The following is a 20,003-nucleotide window of genomic DNA, read 5'->3' on the forward strand; positions in this document are numbered from 1 at the left end:
TATTTAAAGTTGAAGACATCATTCCCTACACCACCATAGAAGGTATCATTACCCAAACCACCTTCCAAACGGTCATTTCCTTGTTCCCCAAACAGGACATCATTACCACTCAATCCTCTGAGGTTATCATTACCTAAACCGCCAAATAATTGATCTCCATAATAGTCATCACCATCAAGAGTTTGAGCCAAATTAACAGTATTCAAAATAAAATCACTAGCTTGCAGTTGGCTAGGATTGATGCCATTGAGTTTCAGTTGCGACGAATAACCATCAAAATAAGTTTTAATCAAAGCATTGTTTTGCCCATCATTACTAATTAGTTTTTGCAGGGTAGTCCAATCACTAATATTTAGGTTTCTCACATCAACTTTATCTTGTCCTCGGACAAAATCGATCACGACATCGTTTTGTTGATAGTATTTAAAGTTGAAGACATCATTCCCTACACCACCATAGAAGGTATCATTACCCAAACCACCTTCCAAACGGTCATTTCCTTGTTCCCCAAACAGAACATCATTTCCATAAGTGCCAATTAAATTATCATTATTGTTTGTTCCTTGAATAGCCATAGTTTTACCGTCCTTTTTCGGTTTTAAAGCAGAATGTAATATATTACATCATGTTTGTTAGCTCAATATTTGATATCAAATATTAATTATTATATTTAAAAATACTGGATAATTTTTGATACAAGTACCATTAAAGTGACCACTTTTTCAAATGACCGAAACAGAATAAGGATACAGCACAACTAAATTTATTTAACGATCAGCTGCTAATACATTGATACTGTTACTAAACCGATGGTATATAAATTCTGCTCATTAACTAGATTTGGTGGTATACAGACAATCGAGCTACCAAAGTTAATTGGAGTAATCATTTAACACTTGATGATTTTAGATAATTGACTAAAATCACTTGCTTGTAGCGACAGTACGATTGGCTCTTAGCGACAAATTTTAAATAGCTTAAATAGTTAAGATTTTTCTGTTACAGTATCAAATAAAACTTTAATCCAGAAACACTAGAATTGTAGATATGTAGGCGATCGCATAACTTGAATATACTAATACTAGACTTGCCGTTTTCATAAGCGATCGCCCACACCTAAGTCATAAGTGTGGGCGATTCATTCTACAAAGAATTAGCTAAACAACAGTAGATAATTGCCGTTTAAAGAAAGCTTGCAAAACTCTCTCTGCTATTTGATGACTAGTTAAACCTAATTCTGTTTTAGATTCATTTGGTTCAGCATGATCTACTAACACATCTGGTACACCGAATCGCTTGACAGGAACGAGAATATCTGCATCTAGTAAAGCTTCCGCGATCGCACTACCAAAGCCACCCATCACACAGCCTTCTTCTAAGGTGACAACACGTCCGATTTTCTTTGCTAAAGGCAAAATTAACTCGGTATCCAAAGGCTTAACAAAACGCGCATTAATTACAGTTGCTTCAATGCCATGTTCACTGAGAATTTCCGCGGCTTGCATTCCTGGATAGACCATCGTGCCATAAGCGACGATTAACACGTCATCGCCTGTACGCAAAATCTCGCCTTTGCCGATTTCCAAAGGTTCCCAGCCTTCCTCCATCAAGGGAACGCCGTAGCCATTGCCACGAGGATAGCGCATTGCGATCGGCCCACTGGTATGATTAACACCAGTTACTACCATGCGTTGCAGTTCTGCTTCGTCTTTCGGTGCCATTATTGCCATGTTGGGAATGCAACGCAGATAGGCAATATCATACATACCTTGGTGAGTGGGGCCATCAGATCCGACGATTCCCGCCCGATCTAAGCAGAAGAATACTGGCAGGTTTTGGATGCAGACATCATGAATTATCTGGTCGTAGGCGCGTTGCAAGAAGGTGGAATAAATAGCTGCAACCGGGCGCATACCTTCGCTTGCAAGTCCTGCTGCTAAAGTAATTGCGTGTTGTTCCGCAATGCCGACATCAACATATTGATTAGGCAGTTTTGCTTGAAGTTTATCTAAACCTGTCCCCGTTGCCATAGCCGCAGTAATGCCGATAATTTTCGGGTTTTGTTCGGCAAGTTTCACCAGAGTGTGAGAAAAGACTTTGGCGTAAGCCGGAGGTTTGGGTTTATTAGAAGGAATGGATTTACCAGTTGCTACGTTGAAAGGGTTTTGGGCGTGGTAGCCAACTTGATCTAGTTCGGCAATTTCATAACCTTTGCCTTTGACTGTTGCCACATGTACTAAAACTGGGCCTGGTATTTGATGTGCTTGTTGAAAGGTGGCAATCAATTCTTCGAGATTATGTCCATCCACTGGCCCAATGTATGTAAAGCCGAGTTCTTCAAAAACTGCACCTACCTTTGGAACAGCCAAACGCTTCATACCTTCTTTGATGCGTCCGAGTTCGGGTGAGAGGGATTCGCCAACGAAAGGAATTTGCTTCAACTGTTCCTCAAGATTATCTTTAATAAATTGCACCGGTTGGCTGAGGCGCATTTTGTTGAGATAGCGGGGGATCGCACCGACGTTGCGAGATATGGACATATCGTTGTCATTGAGAACAACCAAGAGGTTGGTTTTCGGCATGTGTCCAGCGTGGTTGATCGCTTCTAAAGCCATGCCACCAGTTAGTGCCCCATCCCCAATCACAGCAACGGCTTTAAATTTTTCTCCTTTCAAGTCTCGCGCTAAAGCCATGCCCAATGCTGCTGAAATACTTGTAGAAGCGTGTCCAGCCCCAAAGTGGTCAAACTTGTTTTCACCCCGTTTGAGATAACCCGCTATTCCGTCTTTTTGTCTAAGGGTGTGGAAGCGATCGTAACGTCCTGTAAGCAGTTTGTGGGGATAAGCCTGGTGTCCTACATCCCAAATCACTTTATCCCGATCTAAGTCCAGTGTTTGGTAAAGTCCTAGTGTTAATTCGACAACACCCAACCCTGGCCCCAAATGTCCACCATTAACTGCTACTGTTTGAAGATGCTTATCTCGAATCTGACGGGCAATCTGTTGCAGTTGGCGAACAGATAAACCGTGCAACTGATTAGGATGGGTGATTTCGCTCAGATGCATATTATAAGGTTTTCCTCTCTAACTTCGAGTCTCGGTATTTTGATTTTCCCACGGTCGGGTTGTACACAGAATTAAACTCTTAGATTGTTACTAAGTTGTAGTGGAAAGTATAACTTCTTAATTGATAATGGTGAAAAATCTGTTAACCATTAACAATTCGTCAAAGAAGATTGCAATCAGTTAAAGTTATAACACATTTTTTCGTGGGTAATGCTACTTAAAAAATGCTTATTATGCGTATAGAAAAACAAGTTTTTTAAGAGTAATTTGCGGAATTTCCCTAAGCAGATTACTCAATTTTGCCATCTTAAGTTAGTACAAAAGAAAATCAAATATTTTATTTATAGCTATATATCTAGCATAATTGCTAGTAAATATTTAACTAGAGTTTCTACTATTCTTCGGTGACATCAGCTAACTTTATCAGCGATCGCTAGTTACGATAACTGTGAAAAATATGTATCTAAAGCTACTTGATTACTTTATCTAACTTGATTTAGGAAATTTTTTCTATATCTGGTTAAAAGTCTCCAACTGGAAAAGAGGCTTTAACTACAATTCCCTGTAGGGATGCACAGCTAGCTCTGCATCCCTACCATAATGTTTAACTACCTGTAAATTGCTGTAATAATATTGATTTAACTTAAGACTTTCCAAAATTACTCGTAAACAACAATATTTCCGACTTCTTAAAGAAGTCGGAAATTTAAAGCTTTCGATTTTCACGAATCCAATAGGATTTCTATATCTATATCTCTATTGACCAAAAGCATCCTTAATGTTTTCAACAGTACGTTCAACAACATTCTTTGTGTTGTCTACTGCTTCTTTAGTCCGAGATGCATCTTCATTTGCTCTTCTCTGAATTGTAGCGGAATCATTCTTAGCTTTACGCCCAATAAAACTACCATTGTCTGTTGATTGGTCAACTTTACTGGCATTGCTCCTGGCAGCGTCCTTAACTTTATCTGCCGTATCATCAATGAAATTTTTGGTTCGTCCAGCATCTCTACTAGCTTTGTCTTGAGCACGATCTGCATCATCATATGCAATCAAGGTTCCAGCAGGAGCAGCCATTGCTGAGGTGTTGGAGAAAAATGCACCTTGCCAAACAAAAGCGATCGCTAACATACAAAGCAATGTTGTAGCCATCCAGCGTTTTACTGTGGAAAGTTGTTTTGCAACATAATTGAATTTCATACAATACAATCTCATGTGATTTAGCATACTATTTCTACTTCATTTAGCTTGTTAACTATATCACTCCCTAGATAGAAGTTCTCGCATCAATAGTTATGAAATTAATTCACTATTTTGATAGATTGAATTTTGAGTAAAGATTATTTTTTAGTAATCAAAGGTCGGTTTAAACGAATTACAATTTTTCGACATGGGCAATACCTACGGTGAGCTACGCTAACCCACTGAGAGAAAAGTTAGCGATCGCCTTTCAGTTAATTAACTTGCAATCGCAACTGACTTTTGACGATTAGGACGCTTGCGTTCTGATTTGTTCTTCAGTCCAACGGCTTGAGCTTGATCGCTATCTGAACCATATTGTCCGCGGATTACTTCTTTCATCGCTAATACAGCATTATGAAATTCCCATTCTGCTAATCGCGCAGCATCGGTCGCAGCACGATATAAAGTTAGTTTTTCAGTTTCGGATTGTTGCTGCGCTAACATAGTTTGATAAGATTGCTGTAAATTTGCTACAGAGGCATCAGTACGGGTTGTGTTGTATGTGCTGATGGTTTGCAAACCGTGAAATGAGTTTATATCTTGACTAATTGATTGAGAAGGCAAACAACGGGTTTTATCTTGGGCGGGCATATAAGTATATTGGTATAGTGTATACGTTCAATGTGCCCATTACAACAAAAAATCTAACAGTAAAATGAGATTTTTAGATAGAACAAGGTTAAAAAAGCGTGAGTTAATTTTTGCAGGTCGAAACAATGGCATTGTCAGCCGAAACAATCGCATTGTTTGGCGAAACAATGGCATTGTCAGCCGAAATAATCGCATTGTCAATCAAAACAATGGCATTGTTAGACAAAACAATCGCATTGCAGGGGGTTGCATTAGATAAGGTGGCGATCGCAATTACTAAACTGGAAGATACTTTATTGTTGTATTATCTTGTGAACTTCCCCCACAGACAACACTAAGAGAGCATCACGCTGACATCAATTGCTGAATACGCTGTGGTTCCTCTCCCAGCCAATCTGGATTTTGGGCAGTGCTATCAAAGATTGATGAGGTTTTAAACGGCTCAAACTCGCCGCTTAAAGCTGCTTGTGCCGTTTTTGCTAAGAGCGATGTCTACGACGGGCTTTGCCTACGCACTTGCTCGTCGTTCATTGGCTGTAACGTCCGCACTGCTTCAAAAGCTTGCTCTAGAATTTCCATGCTGTCAATTCCGGTAATCACAACCGATGTTGGCAGATTCAACGCATAGTGTAAACACTCAATTGGCGGAAACTTTCTCCCCTGTGCTACCGATAACTCGATATTGCATTTCTGAATTTGACGTAGTTCCTGACATGTATTCTCCAAGTCTTTCAGCTATTACTCAAGTACATATAACCATCTGCCAATTCAAACACAAGGCAAAGCTGACAATATCTTGCTGAAGATACACTTTTCGACGAGATTAGGAAAGTACTCAAGAAGCCAAAATACCGATGGCAATTTAGGATGTGTGAGGTAAAAAATTGATTTCAATCCCACGTTTTTCAGCGTGGGAACATAGCTGCCTTATGACTTCTGAATTCTGCTGTAACTCCTAACTTTATTTATTTACCACTATAGAAAAAGGCAATTTCTTTCTCTTTTAGCGGTGCGAAACCAGCATCTACGAGTAATTGGTCGAGTTCTGCTTGGGGAATGTGTTTTGCACCAATTCGCACAATGCGCGATCGCATCGTATTAGATACACCACTGCGCTGTCTATTGCTTTCTAGCGCCATAACTTTACCATAAAGTTCTAGCTTGGCAGGCGGAATAGGAGAACCATCAAAATCAATTCCCTGTGCGATCGCTTCATCAATTGCATCAGCCCCTGTAGTAGTTTGATTCCCTGGGTTAGTTTCGGTAGGCATGGTGATTTACTCTTCTTCGCTATGGGTAGATTTTACCAGCCTTGCTGACACCAAAGCTGCTTAGGGACTTTTTTTGTTGCTAGAAAAGCATAGCATTTTGGATTTTGCGAAAAGTTTGAGCGCCGGCTTGCGCTGATCAAAGGTTTTCAAGACGGATTTTAGATTGTCAAAGAGTGATGAGATAACTTTTTGGGTACTTGATCTTAATTAAATGCAATTCTTTGCTTCTTGGCGTCTTGGCGTGAGAAATTTATCCATTAGCTAATTCCGAGTTTCGCGCGTCACTAAACCAAGAGTATTCACCAATTCTGAATCTGAATTGTTGAATTCTGTTTTGTGGGGATTTCAAAGTACCGTCAGATAAGTATCTTTTCCCTCTAATGGTAAAACTCTAAGACGTTGATTTTTTAAATCTGGTTCTAACCCTAAGTCTTCTAGAGTAATTAGTCCTAACAATGGGTCTGAACCTGCTGGTAATTCAATACAATTAAATGTTCCTTCCCGACCTTGAACTAATAGGTTTAACTCTCTAAATATACGAACTTTTTGTATCCCTACAGCAATTTTGACATCAACCTCACCTTGGAATACTAGTCCTAATTCACTGATAATGTTCTCTGGCAAGCATAATCGAGTTGCACCAGTATCAACTAAAACATTATTCAATGTAACCGAACGAATTTGCTCTGAGGAAATAAATCCTCGTTCGGCTAAAATTTGGTCAATACGGTTTGCAACTGTAATTTTAGTTGTGACTTTGCCCATTGTCTGTGTTGGATTTGTTGCCACAATATTATTCTCCTTGAAGTTAGATTATGGCAATTTGATTGATATCTCTTTGATTTCGCATGGAAAGTTCTATGCTGAAGCGATCGCGCAAACGAGAGATAGCTTGAATTGCTAGTAACGAGTTTCCCGCGTCACCAAACCACCAACAAAAGCCCCTAAGATAGTACCTGTCCAAAGTCCTGTTGTGCTACCTTGCCACATTGCTCCTGGTGTAATCCAAGCGTTGCACATCTCCTTTAAACCCCAAGGTTGGTTTTGGCACTTTTGGCTATGGAGCATAATGGTGATTTGCCCACTAGTGTAAGCACCAAAAAAACCTGATAACAGCGCCAATAAAGTGCAAATTAAAATTTTATTTTTTGTCATTGGTTCTCTCTTACAAAGTTGAGGCAGTCCGTTGGCGGGGTTCCCCCGCTTAAAGGAACTGCCGTCTGAGCGGAGGTTTCCTCCGCTCAGACTTTGCGCTTTGTCATTTGTCATTGGTCATTTCTCCCTCATCCCTATACCCCATGCCCAATGCCCTATGCCCTATGCCCCATTCCCGATCAACCTGTATTTCTCATTCCAGCAGCAATACCATTAATAGTTAACAATGCTCCTCGCAGTAACTCGCCTTTGCTATAACGAGAATGAATTACTCCAGAAGTAGCAGTATTTTGGGACTGCCGTAGGCGCTTGAGTAGTGAAACTTGGATAAATCCCAAGGGGACAATTGTGCCATTGCGTAACTGCACAGATCGTTGCAATACAGGATCGCCATCTAACAGTCGATTGTGATCGGTGATTTTTAACACCAAATCCCTTGTCAGATAGAACTCGCTGGCAATTTGGTCAAAAACTTTAGCAAAACGAAGTTGATCTTCTGGTTTTGAGAGTTCTTGGACATAGTGGTGTGCCATTTGTATATCTACTTTTGCCAAAGTCATCTCGGCTTTAGAAATCACCATCTTGAAGAATGGCCACTTAACGTAAAAGTAGCGTAGCAATTTCAAGTGTTCTTCTGGTTCTGCGTTCAGGAATTCTTGTAATGCTGTGCCAACACCATACCAGGAAGGAAGTAAAAAGCGAGTTTGTGTCCAGCTAAATACCCAAGGAATGGCTCGCAGACTACTTAAATCTTTTTTACCAGATGGACGGCGTGCGGGACGGGAACTAATTTGCAGTTGGCTAATTTCTTCAATGGGAGTTACTTCGTGGAAGAAATCAACAAAATCAGGCTGTTCGTAGATTAGGGCGCGATAATGTTGACGCGATCGCGCTGCTAATTCTTCCATAATCTCATTCCAGGGTTCAATATCATCAAACCCTGTCCGCAACAGACTAGCTTGAATCACAGCCGTAGTAATGGTTTCCATGTGATACAAAGCCAAGTCCAACAAGGAATATTTGGAAGCTAAAACTTCTCCTTGTTCGGTAATCTTGATTCGCCCGTTGATACTATGACCTGGTTGAGCCAAAATCGCTTCGTAAGCAGGGCCCCCACCTCGTCCCACAGAACCGCCGCGTCCGTGAAAAATCCGCAAATTCAAATCGTAGTTTTCTGCTATTTCTTGCAGTGATTTTTGAGCTTTATGAATTTCCCAGTTGCTACTTAAAAAACCAGAGTCTTTGTTGCTGTCAGAATACCCCAGCATTACTTCTTGTAAGTTGGGGGTGATGGAGGAGGAGGCAGGGAGGGAAGGGAGCAGGGGAGGAGGAGAGGATGAATTTTCATCTACACCTTCTGCTTTTGTCTGTTCGTAACCACCTGCTAATAAAGCGCGATATAACGGCAGTTCAAACAGTTTTCGCATGACGCTTCTGGAGCGTTGTAAATCTTCTACTGTCTCAAATAGGGGGATAACTTGAATAGTTCCGACGGCAATGGCGGGGTCAAAAAGTCTGGCTTCTTTGGCTAAAAGCAATACTTCCAGCACGTCGCTCACCTCGCGGCACATACTGATAATGTAAGTTTGGCAGATGTTAAGACCAAATTCTTGTTGCAGCGATCGCACGACGCGAAAGGTTTCAATTACATCGTTGGTTTTTTCGGAAAATGGCAATTCTGCCGGAATTAATGGTCTGCGGGTTTGCAGTTCGCCTGTAAGCCAAGCAACTCTTTGCTCCTCGGATAGTTCGTTGTAAGGTTGGGGTAATATTTGCAGGTATTCCAGGATTTCATTGAGTGCATCGGCGTGACGAGATGATTCTTGACGGATATCTAACTGTGTCAAGTTAAAGCCAAAAATTTCTACCTGACAGATCAGATTTTCTAGTTCTCGACAACTTAAACCTGTTTCTGTCAAGTTGCGCTGAATCATTCGCAGTTCTGCTAAAAAATCGGCTCCCGAACGATATAGGGGGCTGTCTTGATTTGTTGGCGTTTCCCGATTGTACAAAGCTAGATTGCGATCGCGAGTATTTTCCAACCGTTTCAGCACGTAAGCCAATTTCAGCCGATAGGGTTCTTGTCGATAACGCAGTGCCAGTGCGTCATACACCTCGCTTAACTGAGACTGATCCAATTCTAGAGATTCCAGTAAGTCTGGTAAAACATCACTCCAGTGCATCGACACACTCAATAATTCAATCAGATTTTTCACTGACTGAATATATCTCCCAATGACCATTTTGCGCTGATAGCAAGCCGTTTTCCAGGTGATTTCGGGTGTGACTGATGGGTTCCCGTCTCTGTCTGCACCTACCCAAGAGCCGAAAGAGCAAAAGTTTTTACTCGGTGGTTCTAGCCAAGGAAAAGTATTGGATAGAGTGTGTTTAAAACGTTTATACAGTTGGGGAATGCCATCAAATAAAACTTCTTGAAAGTAGTGCAGGGCATAATCTACTTCATCTAGCACTGTCGGTTTGAACTGGTGAAGTTCGTCTGTACGCCACCACAGGCGAATCTCTTCGAGCAAATGTTCGCGGACATCTGCTGCTTCCCAAGGATATGCTCCTGGGGTAGTTCCAGAATGGTTTTCTAAAGTATCCAGTTTTTGCAAAAGTTGTACCACTTGTCGCTGCTTATCCCGGATGGTATGACGAACAATTTCCGTCGGGTGCGCTGTAAAAACTAAGCGCACATCCAGATGTGCAATTAGACGTTGAATTTGCTGTGGTGGGACATTCAGTTTGAATAAATAGGGAAACAAGGCAGCAAAAGTACCTTTTGGTTTGACTTGCCCCTTTTCAAGATAATTCTTTCTGAGGAAGGCTGCTGCTATTCCCTTGCTAACAGGCGCATCATCTTCTCTTTGATTGGAGGAATAATTAACATTGGCTGGTGTTTCTGGCTCTGTAGCTTCTGTTTCTGCCTCATACCGACTCAATTGCTGCCGTTGTTCGTATTCCTGCTCGATGATGTTAATCAACTGAAAATACAGAGCGAAAGCACGAGCCGCGCGAATTGCTTCGTTGATATTTAGTTGTTCAATTAGTTTGACGGCCGAGGATGCTTGGTCATTTGTTGCTTGTCCTTCTGGCGAACATAAATCGCGCAATTCACGCAACAGGTCTACCATATTTTGACCGCATTCTTGCCGGAGAACTGACTCCCACAATTCTTCCACTACCTGGAGACGATGACGCAAAAATAATTCCGACACCGGGTATATATCCGCAGTTTGAGACGAAGAGTATAAAAGGGAACCCATATTCTCTATTGTTGTAAAGCTAATTACTGTTTACGGTTCTAGGTTTTGTACTTAGTGCTTACCGGGTTGTTCCTGAGCAAATAATTATTTGGTGTATATCTTCTCATCTTGATTGATTTCGTGTTCATCTGGGAAGTCTAGATTGGGTAGGCGATCGCCTCGAAATAATTCTTCACTAGCTTCTCCTATGGCTTCCAGTGCTCTTACTGTAGTTTTTCCAGTAAGCAACAGCAGTAATATAGACGCTGTACCTATTTGTAAAAATAACGATTGAGAAATGGGAAACAAATCCAGATTGGATGCGGGTTTAGGTGAAGACTGTTGGTTGGTAGGAGGCATTGCTAATTTTTGGTTATAGGAATTTATGAGTAGAGACGCGATTAATCGCGTTTGTTAGGAGAGACACGACGCCAGTCGCTACAACGGGAGGAACCCCCCTTCGGGTTCGGGGGTGACGCTCCTTCGTCGCTAACGCAATCGACGGGAACCGCCAAGACTGCGACCCCCTCACCGCAACGCGCTGGCTTATTAATCGCGTCTTTACAGGAGTTAAAATGACTCCAACAATTGAGGGACGGAGCTTAAATGAGATCAGCTTGTTGTTTGTTTTGCCTATCAGGGGCGTTAGCACATTGGGAAATGAGTCCGGTTTTAAAGGACAAGTTATCAGCCAGTCATATAGAATTATTCTGACTCATGCCTCCTGTACAGACGCGATTAATCTCGTCTCTTTTAACTTCCAACTTCTGATTTTTGACTCCCTATTAGTAAAATAAACGCAAAACTCAACATTAGTCAGACTTGCAACCTATACAAGACTATCTTGTCCGATTTTGTTAGCTACGAAGGTAACAAAATTGTTAAAAAAAAACGTCAGAGTGTGATAAACCTATGGTTCTAGTTTACAAGTGTAGCCACTATCCCCCAACCATCGCTGACTGTAAAGTTAACTGAGCATGAAAACAGTAGTACCAGATCGCCAGCAATCCTTAGTGCAATGGGTAAGCCAAGCAACAGGGATCAACACTTTCGGAGTGAAAGTCCGGTTGCGGGGAAATGACCTTCATATTCTTTGTGAAGGTACAGAATGTCCGCAGCGTTGGCGTACTTTGTCTGATTTGCTGCAAGCACTACAGCAAACAAACTTAGATATCCTCACAAACAGCGAACAAACCTCAATATATCAAGTATTTGTCTATGGCCGCAGAAAAGGGGAACACCGCCCCTCATGGTGCCATCGGGTTCACTTAAATCAAATAGATAAGCATCTCGATCAGGTGCAACAAGCGCTGCTAGCAGACTCAGAAAAATCAAAACAATCGGGTGGGGCGCTAATAGTCTCTAACGAAAGTTTGGCACGCCAAGGTAATCCAGAGGCGATCGCTCGATATCTCAGCGAAACTCTGAGTACGCTAGGCGTATCAATACAGGCAAAGATTAAGCTATATAAGCCAAAGAATTCTCAGCCAGAAGAAAATCGTCTGTGGATATTTTGCCAGTCAAGCTATAGCCCTGATGCATCGTTGCTTGCTGAACCAATAGCACAAAAGTTGCGTTATCTCAAGCTTTCCGGCTACCAAGATGCTGTAATTGTTTCTCAGGTAAGCGGCGAAACTGCCCCTGATTGGCTGCTACGGGTGGATTTGACACCACCAGAAGTGATGCTTAAAGAGTGGGCGCGTTGGGGGGATGTCCAAGCGATCGCTCGATTATTAGCTGAAGTACTATCAGGGTTAAAAGTTGGTGTCCAAGTTTCTCTAAAAGAATCAACGCTACATATATTTTGTATTCCAGCTTTCGATCCTTTAGGAACTGCCCCGATTCCAGACAAGGTAGTGTGTTTAGAGGCGATTTTACCGCAGCTAGAAGCGATCGCTCCTCAAGCCATTTTCGCCGCCACCGTATACGGACAAAAAGCAGGTGACAAGGAACCCACTTGGATTGATTGGCTGACTTTACCCGCAGCCAACCATCCCGCCTTTGCCATATCACCAGTTGATTTGGCAAATACTGGCGATGAACCAGCGATCGTTTTTTTACTAGAGCGCTTACTCAATCCTGATTTGGATTGGCGACTATTAACAGGCGGAATTCGCGTACTTCTACTGAATAGACATGGTTTATTGCACATTATGTGTGATGCACCTATTTGTCCACTGCGGCAACAAGTAGTAAGTAAAATTACGCAGTTTATCCGCCATTTAAAAATTCCCGGTATTATGGGAGTACGTGTCTACGGTCGCCGTGCTGGGAATAAAGAACCTTTTTGGCATTATGGCGTCGATCTTGAACATCGCCAACGTTTAGTTCCAGAAGCAACCCCAGAATTTGCTGCTACTTCTATATACATAGGCGACTTAGTAACACCTGATACTAGTGAGCCAATTTTGCGCCCAGACTTAACGACAAAAGAAGTTCAAAATTTTGTAACAGAAGTAGCGCGAGATTGGATAGCAACGGCAACTTCAACTGCAAGAAAATTCTTGTTGAAAAGCCAGCTATTTACCGAAAGCAACGAGTCAGCCGAACATAACCATAATGTTCAAGGAATTAAAACTGCTCTGGTTTGGGGAACGCTGGGATTATTACTCACCGTCCAAACTGATTGGGTATTGGGTCAAATTATTGCACGTAATACGCCCAGTTCGCCAAAAGTCGCTAGTGCCACCCTCGCATCTTCATCTTCCGAGCAAAAGGCATCTTTGACATCTGGAAAAAATCAGAGTCAGAAAACGACATTTTTTAGCAGCACTTCCAAGACAAAATCTCCTCCAAATCAGAGTTCTGTATTTAATGCTTCGGAATTTACCCAGAGTGATGATACCCCAAAAAATAATTTGCCAGCCGCACCACTGAAGGAAAAAGCAACCGCAACAGCTATTCTTTTAGCAGCGCGATCGCAGATGCCAAGTTTTAATGTCAGGCAGTTAGACGAGCAACTAGCACTGTATAAACAGCGTTTAGCTAGAACTGGTAGTCCGCCAGATATATTGATTATTGGCTCTTCCCGCGCCCTCAGAGGAGTAGATCCCGCAGCACTTTCTAAAGCTCTAGCAACTCAAGGCTATCCAAATCTTGATGTGTTTAACTTTGGGATTAACGGTGCTACGGCACAAGTTGTAGACTTTGTGATTCGTCACGTCTTAGAACCATCAGAACTACCCAAAATAATTATCTGGGCAGATGGTGCACGTGCTTTCAACGGTGGGCGCGAGGATATTACCTTCAAATCGCTTGCTGCATCAGCTGGTTATAAACAAGCATTTGAAAAAACACTAACAACGGCAAGTAGCAATGATTTACCAGAAAATACGGTAAATTCGGGAGAACAAAAAACAAACGAAGAAAAACAGGAGATTAGTACTTATGAAGCTGTAAATCAATCGTTAAATCAGGCTCTAGCATCTATTTCTGCTAGCTATCAAAACCGCGACCAAATTAAAAGCTTACTACAAAAACAATTGCTCATATTTGGTAATAATCAGACAGTTACATCACAAAAACAGTTGACAGACGGTACTTTAGATGAAAGTATTTCCCAGCAAGCGGTTGACTTTGATGGCTTTCTACCCTTATCTATTCGCTTTAATCCTGCAAGATACTATCAAAAACATTCTAGAGTTACCGGAAATTATGACAACGACTATAAATCTTTCCAAGTAGAAGGACAGCAAGATACTGCTTTTCAAGAAGTGCTTCAGTTTACCCAGTCTAAGAAAATCTCTTTAGTGTTTGTGAATATGCCTCTGACAGGAGATTATTTAGATCCAGTGCGTAAACAATATGAGCAACAATTTCAGCAATATATGTTACGTTTGGCTACTAATCCCAACTTTATTTATCGTGATTTGAGCCAACAGTGGACAAAAGTAAATGATTTCTTTTCCGATCCTAGCCACCTCAACCGCTTTGGTGCATACGAAGTCTCGAAAAAGCTAGCTAACGATCCGATGATTCCTTGGCCAGTGAAATAGAGAGTAAGAGTGGGGAATTGGATGAGAGAAAAGGGGAAGAATAATTATTGATTAATAACCAATGCCCCATGCCCCATGCCCAATGCCCCATGCCCAATGCCCCATTCCCAATGACAAATAAGTAAAAAATGAACTTTATATCAATTTTCTATGGGCTGTTCCTGTTGAGTGTGTTAGGAATTTACTGGTCTTTAGCACAACATAAATTGCGATTGTGGACTCTGCTAATTGCTAGTTTGGTTTTCTATGCATCTTTGCACATTCAATACATACCATTACTATTAGCATTAACGTTTATTAATTTTCGTATAGGGCTGGAAATTGGTAACAACACATTACCAGGAAAACATTCTCTTGACTGGCAGATTTCTAATGAAGAGTGGCAATTTGCTCAAGTTGATTGGAATCGTCGCCGTCTAAAGGTTTTGTGGGTGGGTATAATTCTAAATGTTTTACTGTTATTAGCTTTTAAGTATTTTACCCCTTTATTCAAATTTGTTTTTCATGTCCAAACAACCTCACCAGATAGCTCTTTTAAATTAATTGCACCCTTGGGAATTTCATTTTTCACCTTTGAATGTATTGCTTATTTAATAGATGTGTATCGAGGTGCCCCTGCTACTAATAATTTTCTCAAATTTGCTACATACAAATTATTCTTCGCAAAACTGATATCAGGGCCGATTACGCGCTACCACAACTTAGCAAATCAATTTAATACACTAGAATTACCCAGTACCAATAGAGTAGCCCAAGCGCTGTGGTTGATTGCTAGGGGTGCAGTCAAAAAAGGTATTTTTGCAGACCACTTGGGAATTTTCGTCGATTTATGTTTTGGTAATTTGCAACGTGCGGGTAGTACCGATTTGTGGTTAGCTACATTCGCTTATGGCTTGCAGTTATATCTAGATTTCAACGGTTACGTAGACATTGCCCGTGGTAGTGCTATGCTTTTCGGTTTAGTTCTACCTGAAAATTTCGACTTTCCTTATTTCAGTACCAATATTTCGGAATTTTGGCGACGCTGGCATATCACTCTAGGAGACTGGCTACGTAACTATGTCTACTTTCCTTTGGGTGGTTCCCGTCGGGGTTTAGTCCGTACCTGCTGGAATTTATTTATTGTGATGCTAATTGCTGGTATCTGGCATGGTGCCGCTTTGGGTTATGTCGTTTGGGGGATATTCCACGGATTAGCTTTGGTGGTTCATCGACTTACAGATTCTATAAGCGATCGCTTTGAAAATCTAGAACAATTCTGGCAAAATCCTCTGGGTATCTTTGTCGCTTGGTTTTTAACTCAACTGATGGTTTTTACCTCTTGGATTTGGTTCCGTCTACCTAATCTCCAAGACTCTTCTTTGGTAATTCGGCATCTTTGGGGTTATCCGGCTGACGCCCAGTTTGCTGAAAAAGTCTATGTGGAAGCCTTAAATATGAGCCAATCCCAACTCGCTTGGGTACTTCTAGGTTTAGCTGCTCTTATGTCTATAGTCTATGCCTTCAATCGAATGCTGAAGTTAGAGTTTAACTGGCCTCTGAAGCTTGTATTCGTCCCCCTATGTTTCTACGCTGTTTGGTTATTAGCTCCTGAAGGCAGTTTGCCCTACATTTACTTTGATTTTTAACCGAACCATTAGACAACATAGAACTTATTATCTTGTTACAAATCAGCAAGACTTAAAATTTGTCCCATTAGCTAATTGTAAAGAAGTGTAAAGGAAAGTAACTAAGCGATCGCATCATTAAAAAAGTGATAGCTAGTTTATTGTTGAAATGGCTTAAAAGCCTTAATCCATTACTTTTATGACCATTGAAAAACTTTACAGTTCGATGAGCTTGTTAAAGAATTATGTTACAGAATATTAAGTCAAAGGTCGCATCCAAGTAAATTCATGTAGACTGTACTTAACAGGCGAAAATAAAACCGCTTGTTTCATTTTTAACAACCCATAGCACTCATAAAACAATGACCACAACCTTACAACGGCGCTCCGGCGCTAACGTATGGGATCGCTTCTGCGAGTGGATCACCAGCACCGACAACCGCATATACATCGGTTGGTTTGGTGTACTCATGATCCCAACCCTACTAGCTGCTACAACCTGCTTCGTAATTGCTTTCATCGCTGCTCCTCCTGTGGACATTGATGGCATCCGCGAACCAGTTGCAGGTTCTTTGATCTACGGAAACAACATCATCTCTGGTGCAGTTGTTCCTTCTTCAAACGCTATAGGCTTGCACTTCTACCCAATCTGGGAAGCTGCTTCCTTAGATGAGTGGTTGTACAACGGCGGTCCTTACCAATTGGTAATCTTGCACTTCTTGCTAGGTTGCGCTGCCTACCTGGGTCGTCAGTGGGAACTTTCTTTCCGCTTAGGTATGCGTCCTTGGATCTGCGTAGCTTACAGCGCACCTTTGGCTTCTGCTACCGCAGTATTCTTGATCTACCCAATCGGTCAAGGTTCATTCTCTGATGGTATGCCTTTGGGTATCTCTGGAACATTCAACTTCATGATTGTGTTCCAAGCAGAACACAACATCTTGATGCACCCCTTCCACATGTTAGGTGTGGCAGGTGTATTCGGTGGAAGTTTGTTCTCAGCAATGCACGGTTCTCTAGTAACTTCTTCCTTGGTTCGTGAAACCACCGAAACCGAATCCCTTAACTACGGTTACAAATTCGGTCAAGAAGAAGAAACCTACAACATTGTTGCAGCCCACGGCTACTTCGGTCGTTTAATCTTCCAATACGCTTCCTTCAACAACAGCCGTTCACTGCACTTCTTCCTAGCAGCTTGGCCTGTCGTCGGTATCTGGTTCACCGCTTTAGGTATCAGCACGATGGCGTTCAACCTGAACGGTTTCAACTTCAACCAATCAATCATTGACTCCCAAGGTCGCGTCATCAGCACCTGGGCAGATGTAATCAACCGCGCTAACTTGGGTATGGAAGTAATGCACGAGCGTAACGCTCACAACTTCCCTCTAGATTTAGCGGCTGGTGAAGTTGCTCCTGTAGCTCTAACTGCTCCTGCTATCAACGGTTAATACTGAAGATTAGCTAAATAAGAAGCGCCCCCCAGTAATGGGGGGTGCTTTTTAGTTGTAACTACCTTAAATCAGATCGTTTAATAAATTCTGTAGGAGATTTTGCCCGATAACAATGCTTCCACATCAAAAAACTAGTAATAAGTAAATGCCATAGTGCAAATCGTTAAAGGAATTGAGGATGCATAGCCGCTTTGCAGCTTGTCGCTAAATGTGTTCCATTTGATTTTGAAGCCAGCAATCAACTTACGCCAACCAGGCCATAAGATGATGCCTGTAATGCTTAAGATTGTGAACAGTAATCCCACAATGCCCACAAACTTAAGACCAATTTTTAGAATTAAAAGTAGATGTTCCTTTGCATAATGTCACTAGATACGAGATTAGTTTTCTCAATTAAAACCGCACGGTTAGTGACCCGATAATCGTAAAAGGGGCACCTGGAGAATTTGCAGCAGAATAGCGCGAATTTGTATAGTATTCTACATCAAACAAGTTCTCAGCATTAATTGCTACCTCCCAGTTGTTGTGTCGATAGAATAGAGCCGCATCGAATCGTGTGTAGGCAGGTAGCTTTAAGTTGGGCGGATCAAATTGATCGCCGAGGCGATCGCTAACAAAATATGCGCCAAACCCAAAGCCCAAGCCTTGCAAATCGCCGCTTTGAATTTTATAGGTTGTCCACAAAGAAGCAGAATTAGTTGGCGTAATTCTCAGCCGACTGCCCACCTCATAAGTATTATCTTTAGTGATGATCGCATCAATGTAAGAATATCCTGCTGTCAAATTCCAACCTGGCAAGATTTCACCCGTGACGCTCAAGTCAATACCGCGACTGCGCTGTTCTCCTACCTGAATCGAATAGTTAGGATCGACCGGATCGGTTGTCAATACGTTGGATTTTGTGATGTTGTAAGCGGCTAAAAGTGCTGAGAGTTTCCCATCGAGAAAATCGCCCTTGATGCCCACCTCATACTGAGTACCGCGTGTCGGTTAATGTCATTTGCACTAGGATAGCCAAAATAACGATTAATCGGCAGCACAAACGAGCCATTACTCAACGCTGGGACTCCAGCATCAAATCCTGTTTCTTGATTCAGGTATTCAAAATTTAGGGTAAGCTTTGTATCATCGCTAATATCCCAAGCGATGGTAGGTGCAACAAAGAATCGCTTTGTCCCTAAAAAGTCTCGAAAACTATCAGAATCCTGAAGCGCAATGTTCAGGCGATAGCGCAGACTTCGATCTGAATTGAGTGGAGCGGAAAGATCAGCCGTTCCTCGGTAGTAATTATAGCTGCCAGCATTGAAGCCAAACTCGTAGAATGGTTCTGATAGCGGTTGTTTGGTGGTAACGTTAATTATACCTCCGGGTTCGCCCGCTCCGAATAATACAGATGCTGGACCGCGCACCACTTCAACCTGTTCCACGTTAGAAAAATCTCCTGATGAGGCTGTACCTGTAAAACCATTGAGTGTGTTTTGTGCCGAGAAGCCCCGAATTGAATAGTCACCAACGCCAAACCCTTCGCCACCATAGTCTCCACTGTTCAGTGCAACACCACTGACATTATTTAACACATCTCGCAACCGAGTAACATTACGATCTTTGATTACTTGTTGCGGTACAATTTGAATGGTTTGGGGAATATCTCGCAAGGGCGTATCAGTGCGGGTTCCGACACTCGTTCGTGAGGGGTTATAGCCGTCGTCTCGTTCACCCGTCACTACAAGTTCAATCGGTTCATTACTTTCTGGTGATGCTTGACTAGGTTGCTCTTGTTCAGGAGTTGGTTGCGTTTGAGGTTGTTGTGCTCTGGATGCAGTAGTTGCCACAGAGAAGATGATACCTTCATCCGGACTGTCAAACAACTCAACAGTTGGTACATCTGCTTCCCTCGTCACACTCACCCGGATAGTCTGAGCATCAAAATTTGTTACCGTTATTTCACTAACACCTGCAATTGGTTTTTCTGAGCGGAATCTGAATACATCACCGTTGGGTAAACGCAGTTGAGCATTGGGAATATCAGCAACAAAGTTATTACCCGAACTGCGATTCACTACTTGCAATTGTTGCCCTTTTAAGGTCTGTAAAATCACCTCCACGCCATTAGAGGTGGGATTTGCTTTCACTGAAGTCACTTGTACAATTTCAACCTCTTGGCTTTGGGCTTTTGGGTTCTGCTGTTCTATCTGAGCAAACCATTGTTTGACTGTTCTTGCGGAACGGTTAAGTTCCTGTACACTATGAATTTTAGTTACTTCCTTTGCCTGAATTGGTTGTATGACAACAGCAACAAAAAAACAGGAAATAAACAGCAATGTCTTCGACGGGCTACGCCTACGCACCAGTTTCATCACTCCACACACCTAATCGTATTTTTC

General features: G+C 41.9%; 15 protein-coding genes and 1 pseudogene. 4 read left to right on the forward strand and 12 right to left on the reverse strand.

Annotation, left to right across the window (positions count from 1 at the left end):
• The 4 genes from V7K56_RS30700 to V7K56_RS30715 all read right to left on the reverse strand — a co-directional run.
• A partial coding sequence (locus V7K56_RS30700; protein WP_442940277.1) for a calcium-binding protein occupies positions 1-575 on the reverse strand: 575 nt, incomplete at its 3' end.
• A gap of 582 nt (positions 576-1,157) precedes the next feature.
• Complete coding sequence (dxs, locus tag V7K56_RS30705; RefSeq protein ID WP_334916857.1) at positions 1,158-3,065, reverse strand: 1-deoxy-D-xylulose-5-phosphate synthase; 1,908 nt, start codon at positions 3,063-3,065, stop codon at positions 1,158-1,160.
• 756 nt (positions 3,066-3,821) lie between these two features.
• Complete coding sequence (locus tag V7K56_RS30710; protein ID WP_334916859.1) at positions 3,822-4,265, reverse strand: hypothetical protein; 444 nt, start codon at positions 4,263-4,265, stop codon at positions 3,822-3,824.
• Between the two features lie 258 nt (positions 4,266-4,523).
• Positions 4,524-4,898 (reverse strand): hypothetical protein, encoded by a 375-nt coding sequence (locus tag V7K56_RS30715; protein WP_334916861.1) that lies wholly within the window; start codon positions 4,896-4,898, stop codon positions 4,524-4,526.
• A gap of 110 nt (positions 4,899-5,008) precedes the next feature.
• Between V7K56_RS30715 and V7K56_RS30720 the strand changes: the two genes are divergently transcribed.
• Complete coding sequence (locus tag V7K56_RS30720) at positions 5,009-5,236, forward strand: hypothetical protein (RefSeq protein WP_334916863.1); 228 nt, start codon at positions 5,009-5,011, stop codon at positions 5,234-5,236.
• 7 nt (positions 5,237-5,243) lie between these two features.
• Here the strand turns inward: V7K56_RS30720 and V7K56_RS30725 are convergent.
• The 6 genes and pseudogenes from V7K56_RS30725 to V7K56_RS30750 form a co-directional block, all read right to left on the reverse strand.
• A pseudogene (locus tag V7K56_RS30725) lies at positions 5,244-5,543 on the reverse strand (aldo/keto reductase); the annotation flags it as partial.
• Positions 5,544-5,863: 320 nt separating this feature from the next.
• Positions 5,864-6,169 (reverse strand): small RNA NsiR4-regulated ssr1528 family protein, encoded by a 306-nt coding sequence (locus V7K56_RS30730; protein WP_334916865.1) that lies wholly within the window; start codon positions 6,167-6,169, stop codon positions 5,864-5,866.
• A 345-nt stretch (positions 6,170-6,514) separates the two neighbouring features.
• Positions 6,515-6,934 carry an aspartyl protease gene (locus tag V7K56_RS30735; RefSeq protein WP_442940292.1) on the reverse strand — a complete coding sequence of 140 codons (420 nt, stop codon included), beginning with the start codon at positions 6,932-6,934 and terminating at the stop codon, positions 6,515-6,517.
• Positions 6,935-7,069: 135 nt separating this feature from the next.
• Positions 7,070-7,324, reverse strand: coding sequence for a hypothetical protein (locus tag V7K56_RS30740; RefSeq protein WP_334916991.1), 255 nt, complete (start codon positions 7,322-7,324; stop codon positions 7,070-7,072).
• 179 nt (positions 7,325-7,503) lie between these two features.
• Positions 7,504-10,590, reverse strand: coding sequence for a phosphoenolpyruvate carboxylase (locus tag V7K56_RS30745; protein WP_334916869.1), 3,087 nt, complete (start codon positions 10,588-10,590; stop codon positions 7,504-7,506).
• Between the two features lie 84 nt (positions 10,591-10,674).
• Positions 10,675-10,929: a hypothetical protein gene (locus tag V7K56_RS30750; protein WP_334916871.1), complete on the reverse strand. Its 255-nt coding sequence runs from the start codon at positions 10,927-10,929 to the stop codon at positions 10,675-10,677.
• Between the two features lie 617 nt (positions 10,930-11,546).
• On the opposite strand from V7K56_RS30750, the gene V7K56_RS30755 reads away from it, so the two are divergent.
• The 3 genes from V7K56_RS30755 (at position 11,547) to psbA (ending at position 17,616) form a co-directional block, all read left to right on the forward strand.
• On the forward strand, positions 11,547-14,564 hold the full coding sequence (locus V7K56_RS30755; RefSeq protein WP_334916873.1) for a DUF1574 family protein: 3,018 nt from the start codon (positions 11,547-11,549) through the stop codon (positions 14,562-14,564).
• A 128-nt stretch (positions 14,565-14,692) separates the two neighbouring features.
• Positions 14,693-16,192, forward strand: coding sequence for an MBOAT family O-acyltransferase (locus tag V7K56_RS30760; RefSeq protein ID WP_334916875.1), 1,500 nt, complete (start codon positions 14,693-14,695; stop codon positions 16,190-16,192).
• A gap of 341 nt (positions 16,193-16,533) precedes the next feature.
• Complete coding sequence (gene psbA, locus V7K56_RS30765; RefSeq protein WP_334916877.1) at positions 16,534-17,616, forward strand: photosystem II q(b) protein; 1,083 nt, start codon at positions 16,534-16,536, stop codon at positions 17,614-17,616.
• A 396-nt stretch (positions 17,617-18,012) separates the two neighbouring features.
• On the opposite strand, the gene V7K56_RS30775 is transcribed toward psbA, so the two are convergent.
• Together V7K56_RS30775 and V7K56_RS30780 are read right to left on the reverse strand one after the other, a co-directional pair.
• Positions 18,013-18,585: a TonB-dependent siderophore receptor gene (locus V7K56_RS30775; protein WP_334916879.1), complete on the reverse strand. Its 573-nt coding sequence runs from the start codon at positions 18,583-18,585 to the stop codon at positions 18,013-18,015.
• The gene (locus V7K56_RS30780) at positions 18,537-19,976 is read right to left on the reverse strand and encodes a TonB-dependent receptor plug domain-containing protein (protein WP_334916881.1); all 1,440 of its coding nucleotides are present in this window, start codon (positions 19,974-19,976) and stop codon (positions 18,537-18,539) included. Before V7K56_RS30780 ends, V7K56_RS30775 begins: the two co-directional genes overlap by 49 nt.
• Between the last annotated feature and the right edge of the window lie 27 nt (positions 19,977-20,003).

Origin of the sequence: Nostoc sp. (assembly GCF_036917535.1) — a bacterium.
GTDB lineage: Bacteria > Cyanobacteriota > Cyanobacteriia > Cyanobacteriales > Nostocaceae > Nostoc.

What these genes read in the sequence shown, in the direction of transcription:
- dxs (WP_334916857.1), bottom strand. Translation starts at nt 3,065, where the DNA reads ATGCATCTGAGCGAAATCACCCATCCTAATCAGTTGCACGGTTTATCT.
- V7K56_RS30710 (WP_334916859.1), bottom strand. Translation starts at nt 4,265, where the DNA reads ATGAAATTCAATTATGTTGCAAAACAACTTTCCACAGTAAAACGCTGG.
- V7K56_RS30715 (WP_334916861.1), bottom strand. Translation starts at nt 4,898, where the DNA reads ATGCCCGCCCAAGATAAAACCCGTTGTTTGCCTTCTCAATCAATTAGT.
- V7K56_RS30730 (WP_334916865.1), bottom strand. Translation starts at nt 6,169, where the DNA reads ATGCCTACCGAAACTAACCCAGGGAATCAAACTACTACAGGGGCTGAT.
- V7K56_RS30735 (WP_442940292.1), bottom strand. Translation starts at nt 6,934, where the DNA reads ATGGGCAAAGTCACAACTAAAATTACAGTTGCAAACCGTATTGACCAA.
- V7K56_RS30740 (WP_334916991.1), bottom strand. Translation starts at nt 7,324, where the DNA reads ATGACAAAAAATAAAATTTTAATTTGCACTTTATTGGCGCTGTTATCA.
- V7K56_RS30745 (WP_334916869.1), bottom strand. Translation starts at nt 10,590, where the DNA reads ATGGGTTCCCTTTTATACTCTTCGTCTCAAACTGCGGATATATACCCG.
- V7K56_RS30750 (WP_334916871.1), bottom strand. Translation starts at nt 10,929, where the DNA reads ATGCCTCCTACCAACCAACAGTCTTCACCTAAACCCGCATCCAATCTG.
- V7K56_RS30755 (WP_334916873.1), top strand. Translation starts at nt 11,547, where the DNA reads ATGAAAACAGTAGTACCAGATCGCCAGCAATCCTTAGTGCAATGGGTA.
- V7K56_RS30760 (WP_334916875.1), top strand. Translation starts at nt 14,693, where the DNA reads ATGAACTTTATATCAATTTTCTATGGGCTGTTCCTGTTGAGTGTGTTA.
- psbA (WP_334916877.1), top strand. Translation starts at nt 16,534, where the DNA reads ATGACCACAACCTTACAACGGCGCTCCGGCGCTAACGTATGGGATCGC.
- V7K56_RS30780 (WP_334916881.1), bottom strand. Translation starts at nt 19,976, where the DNA reads ATGAAACTGGTGCGTAGGCGTAGCCCGTCGAAGACATTGCTGTTTATT.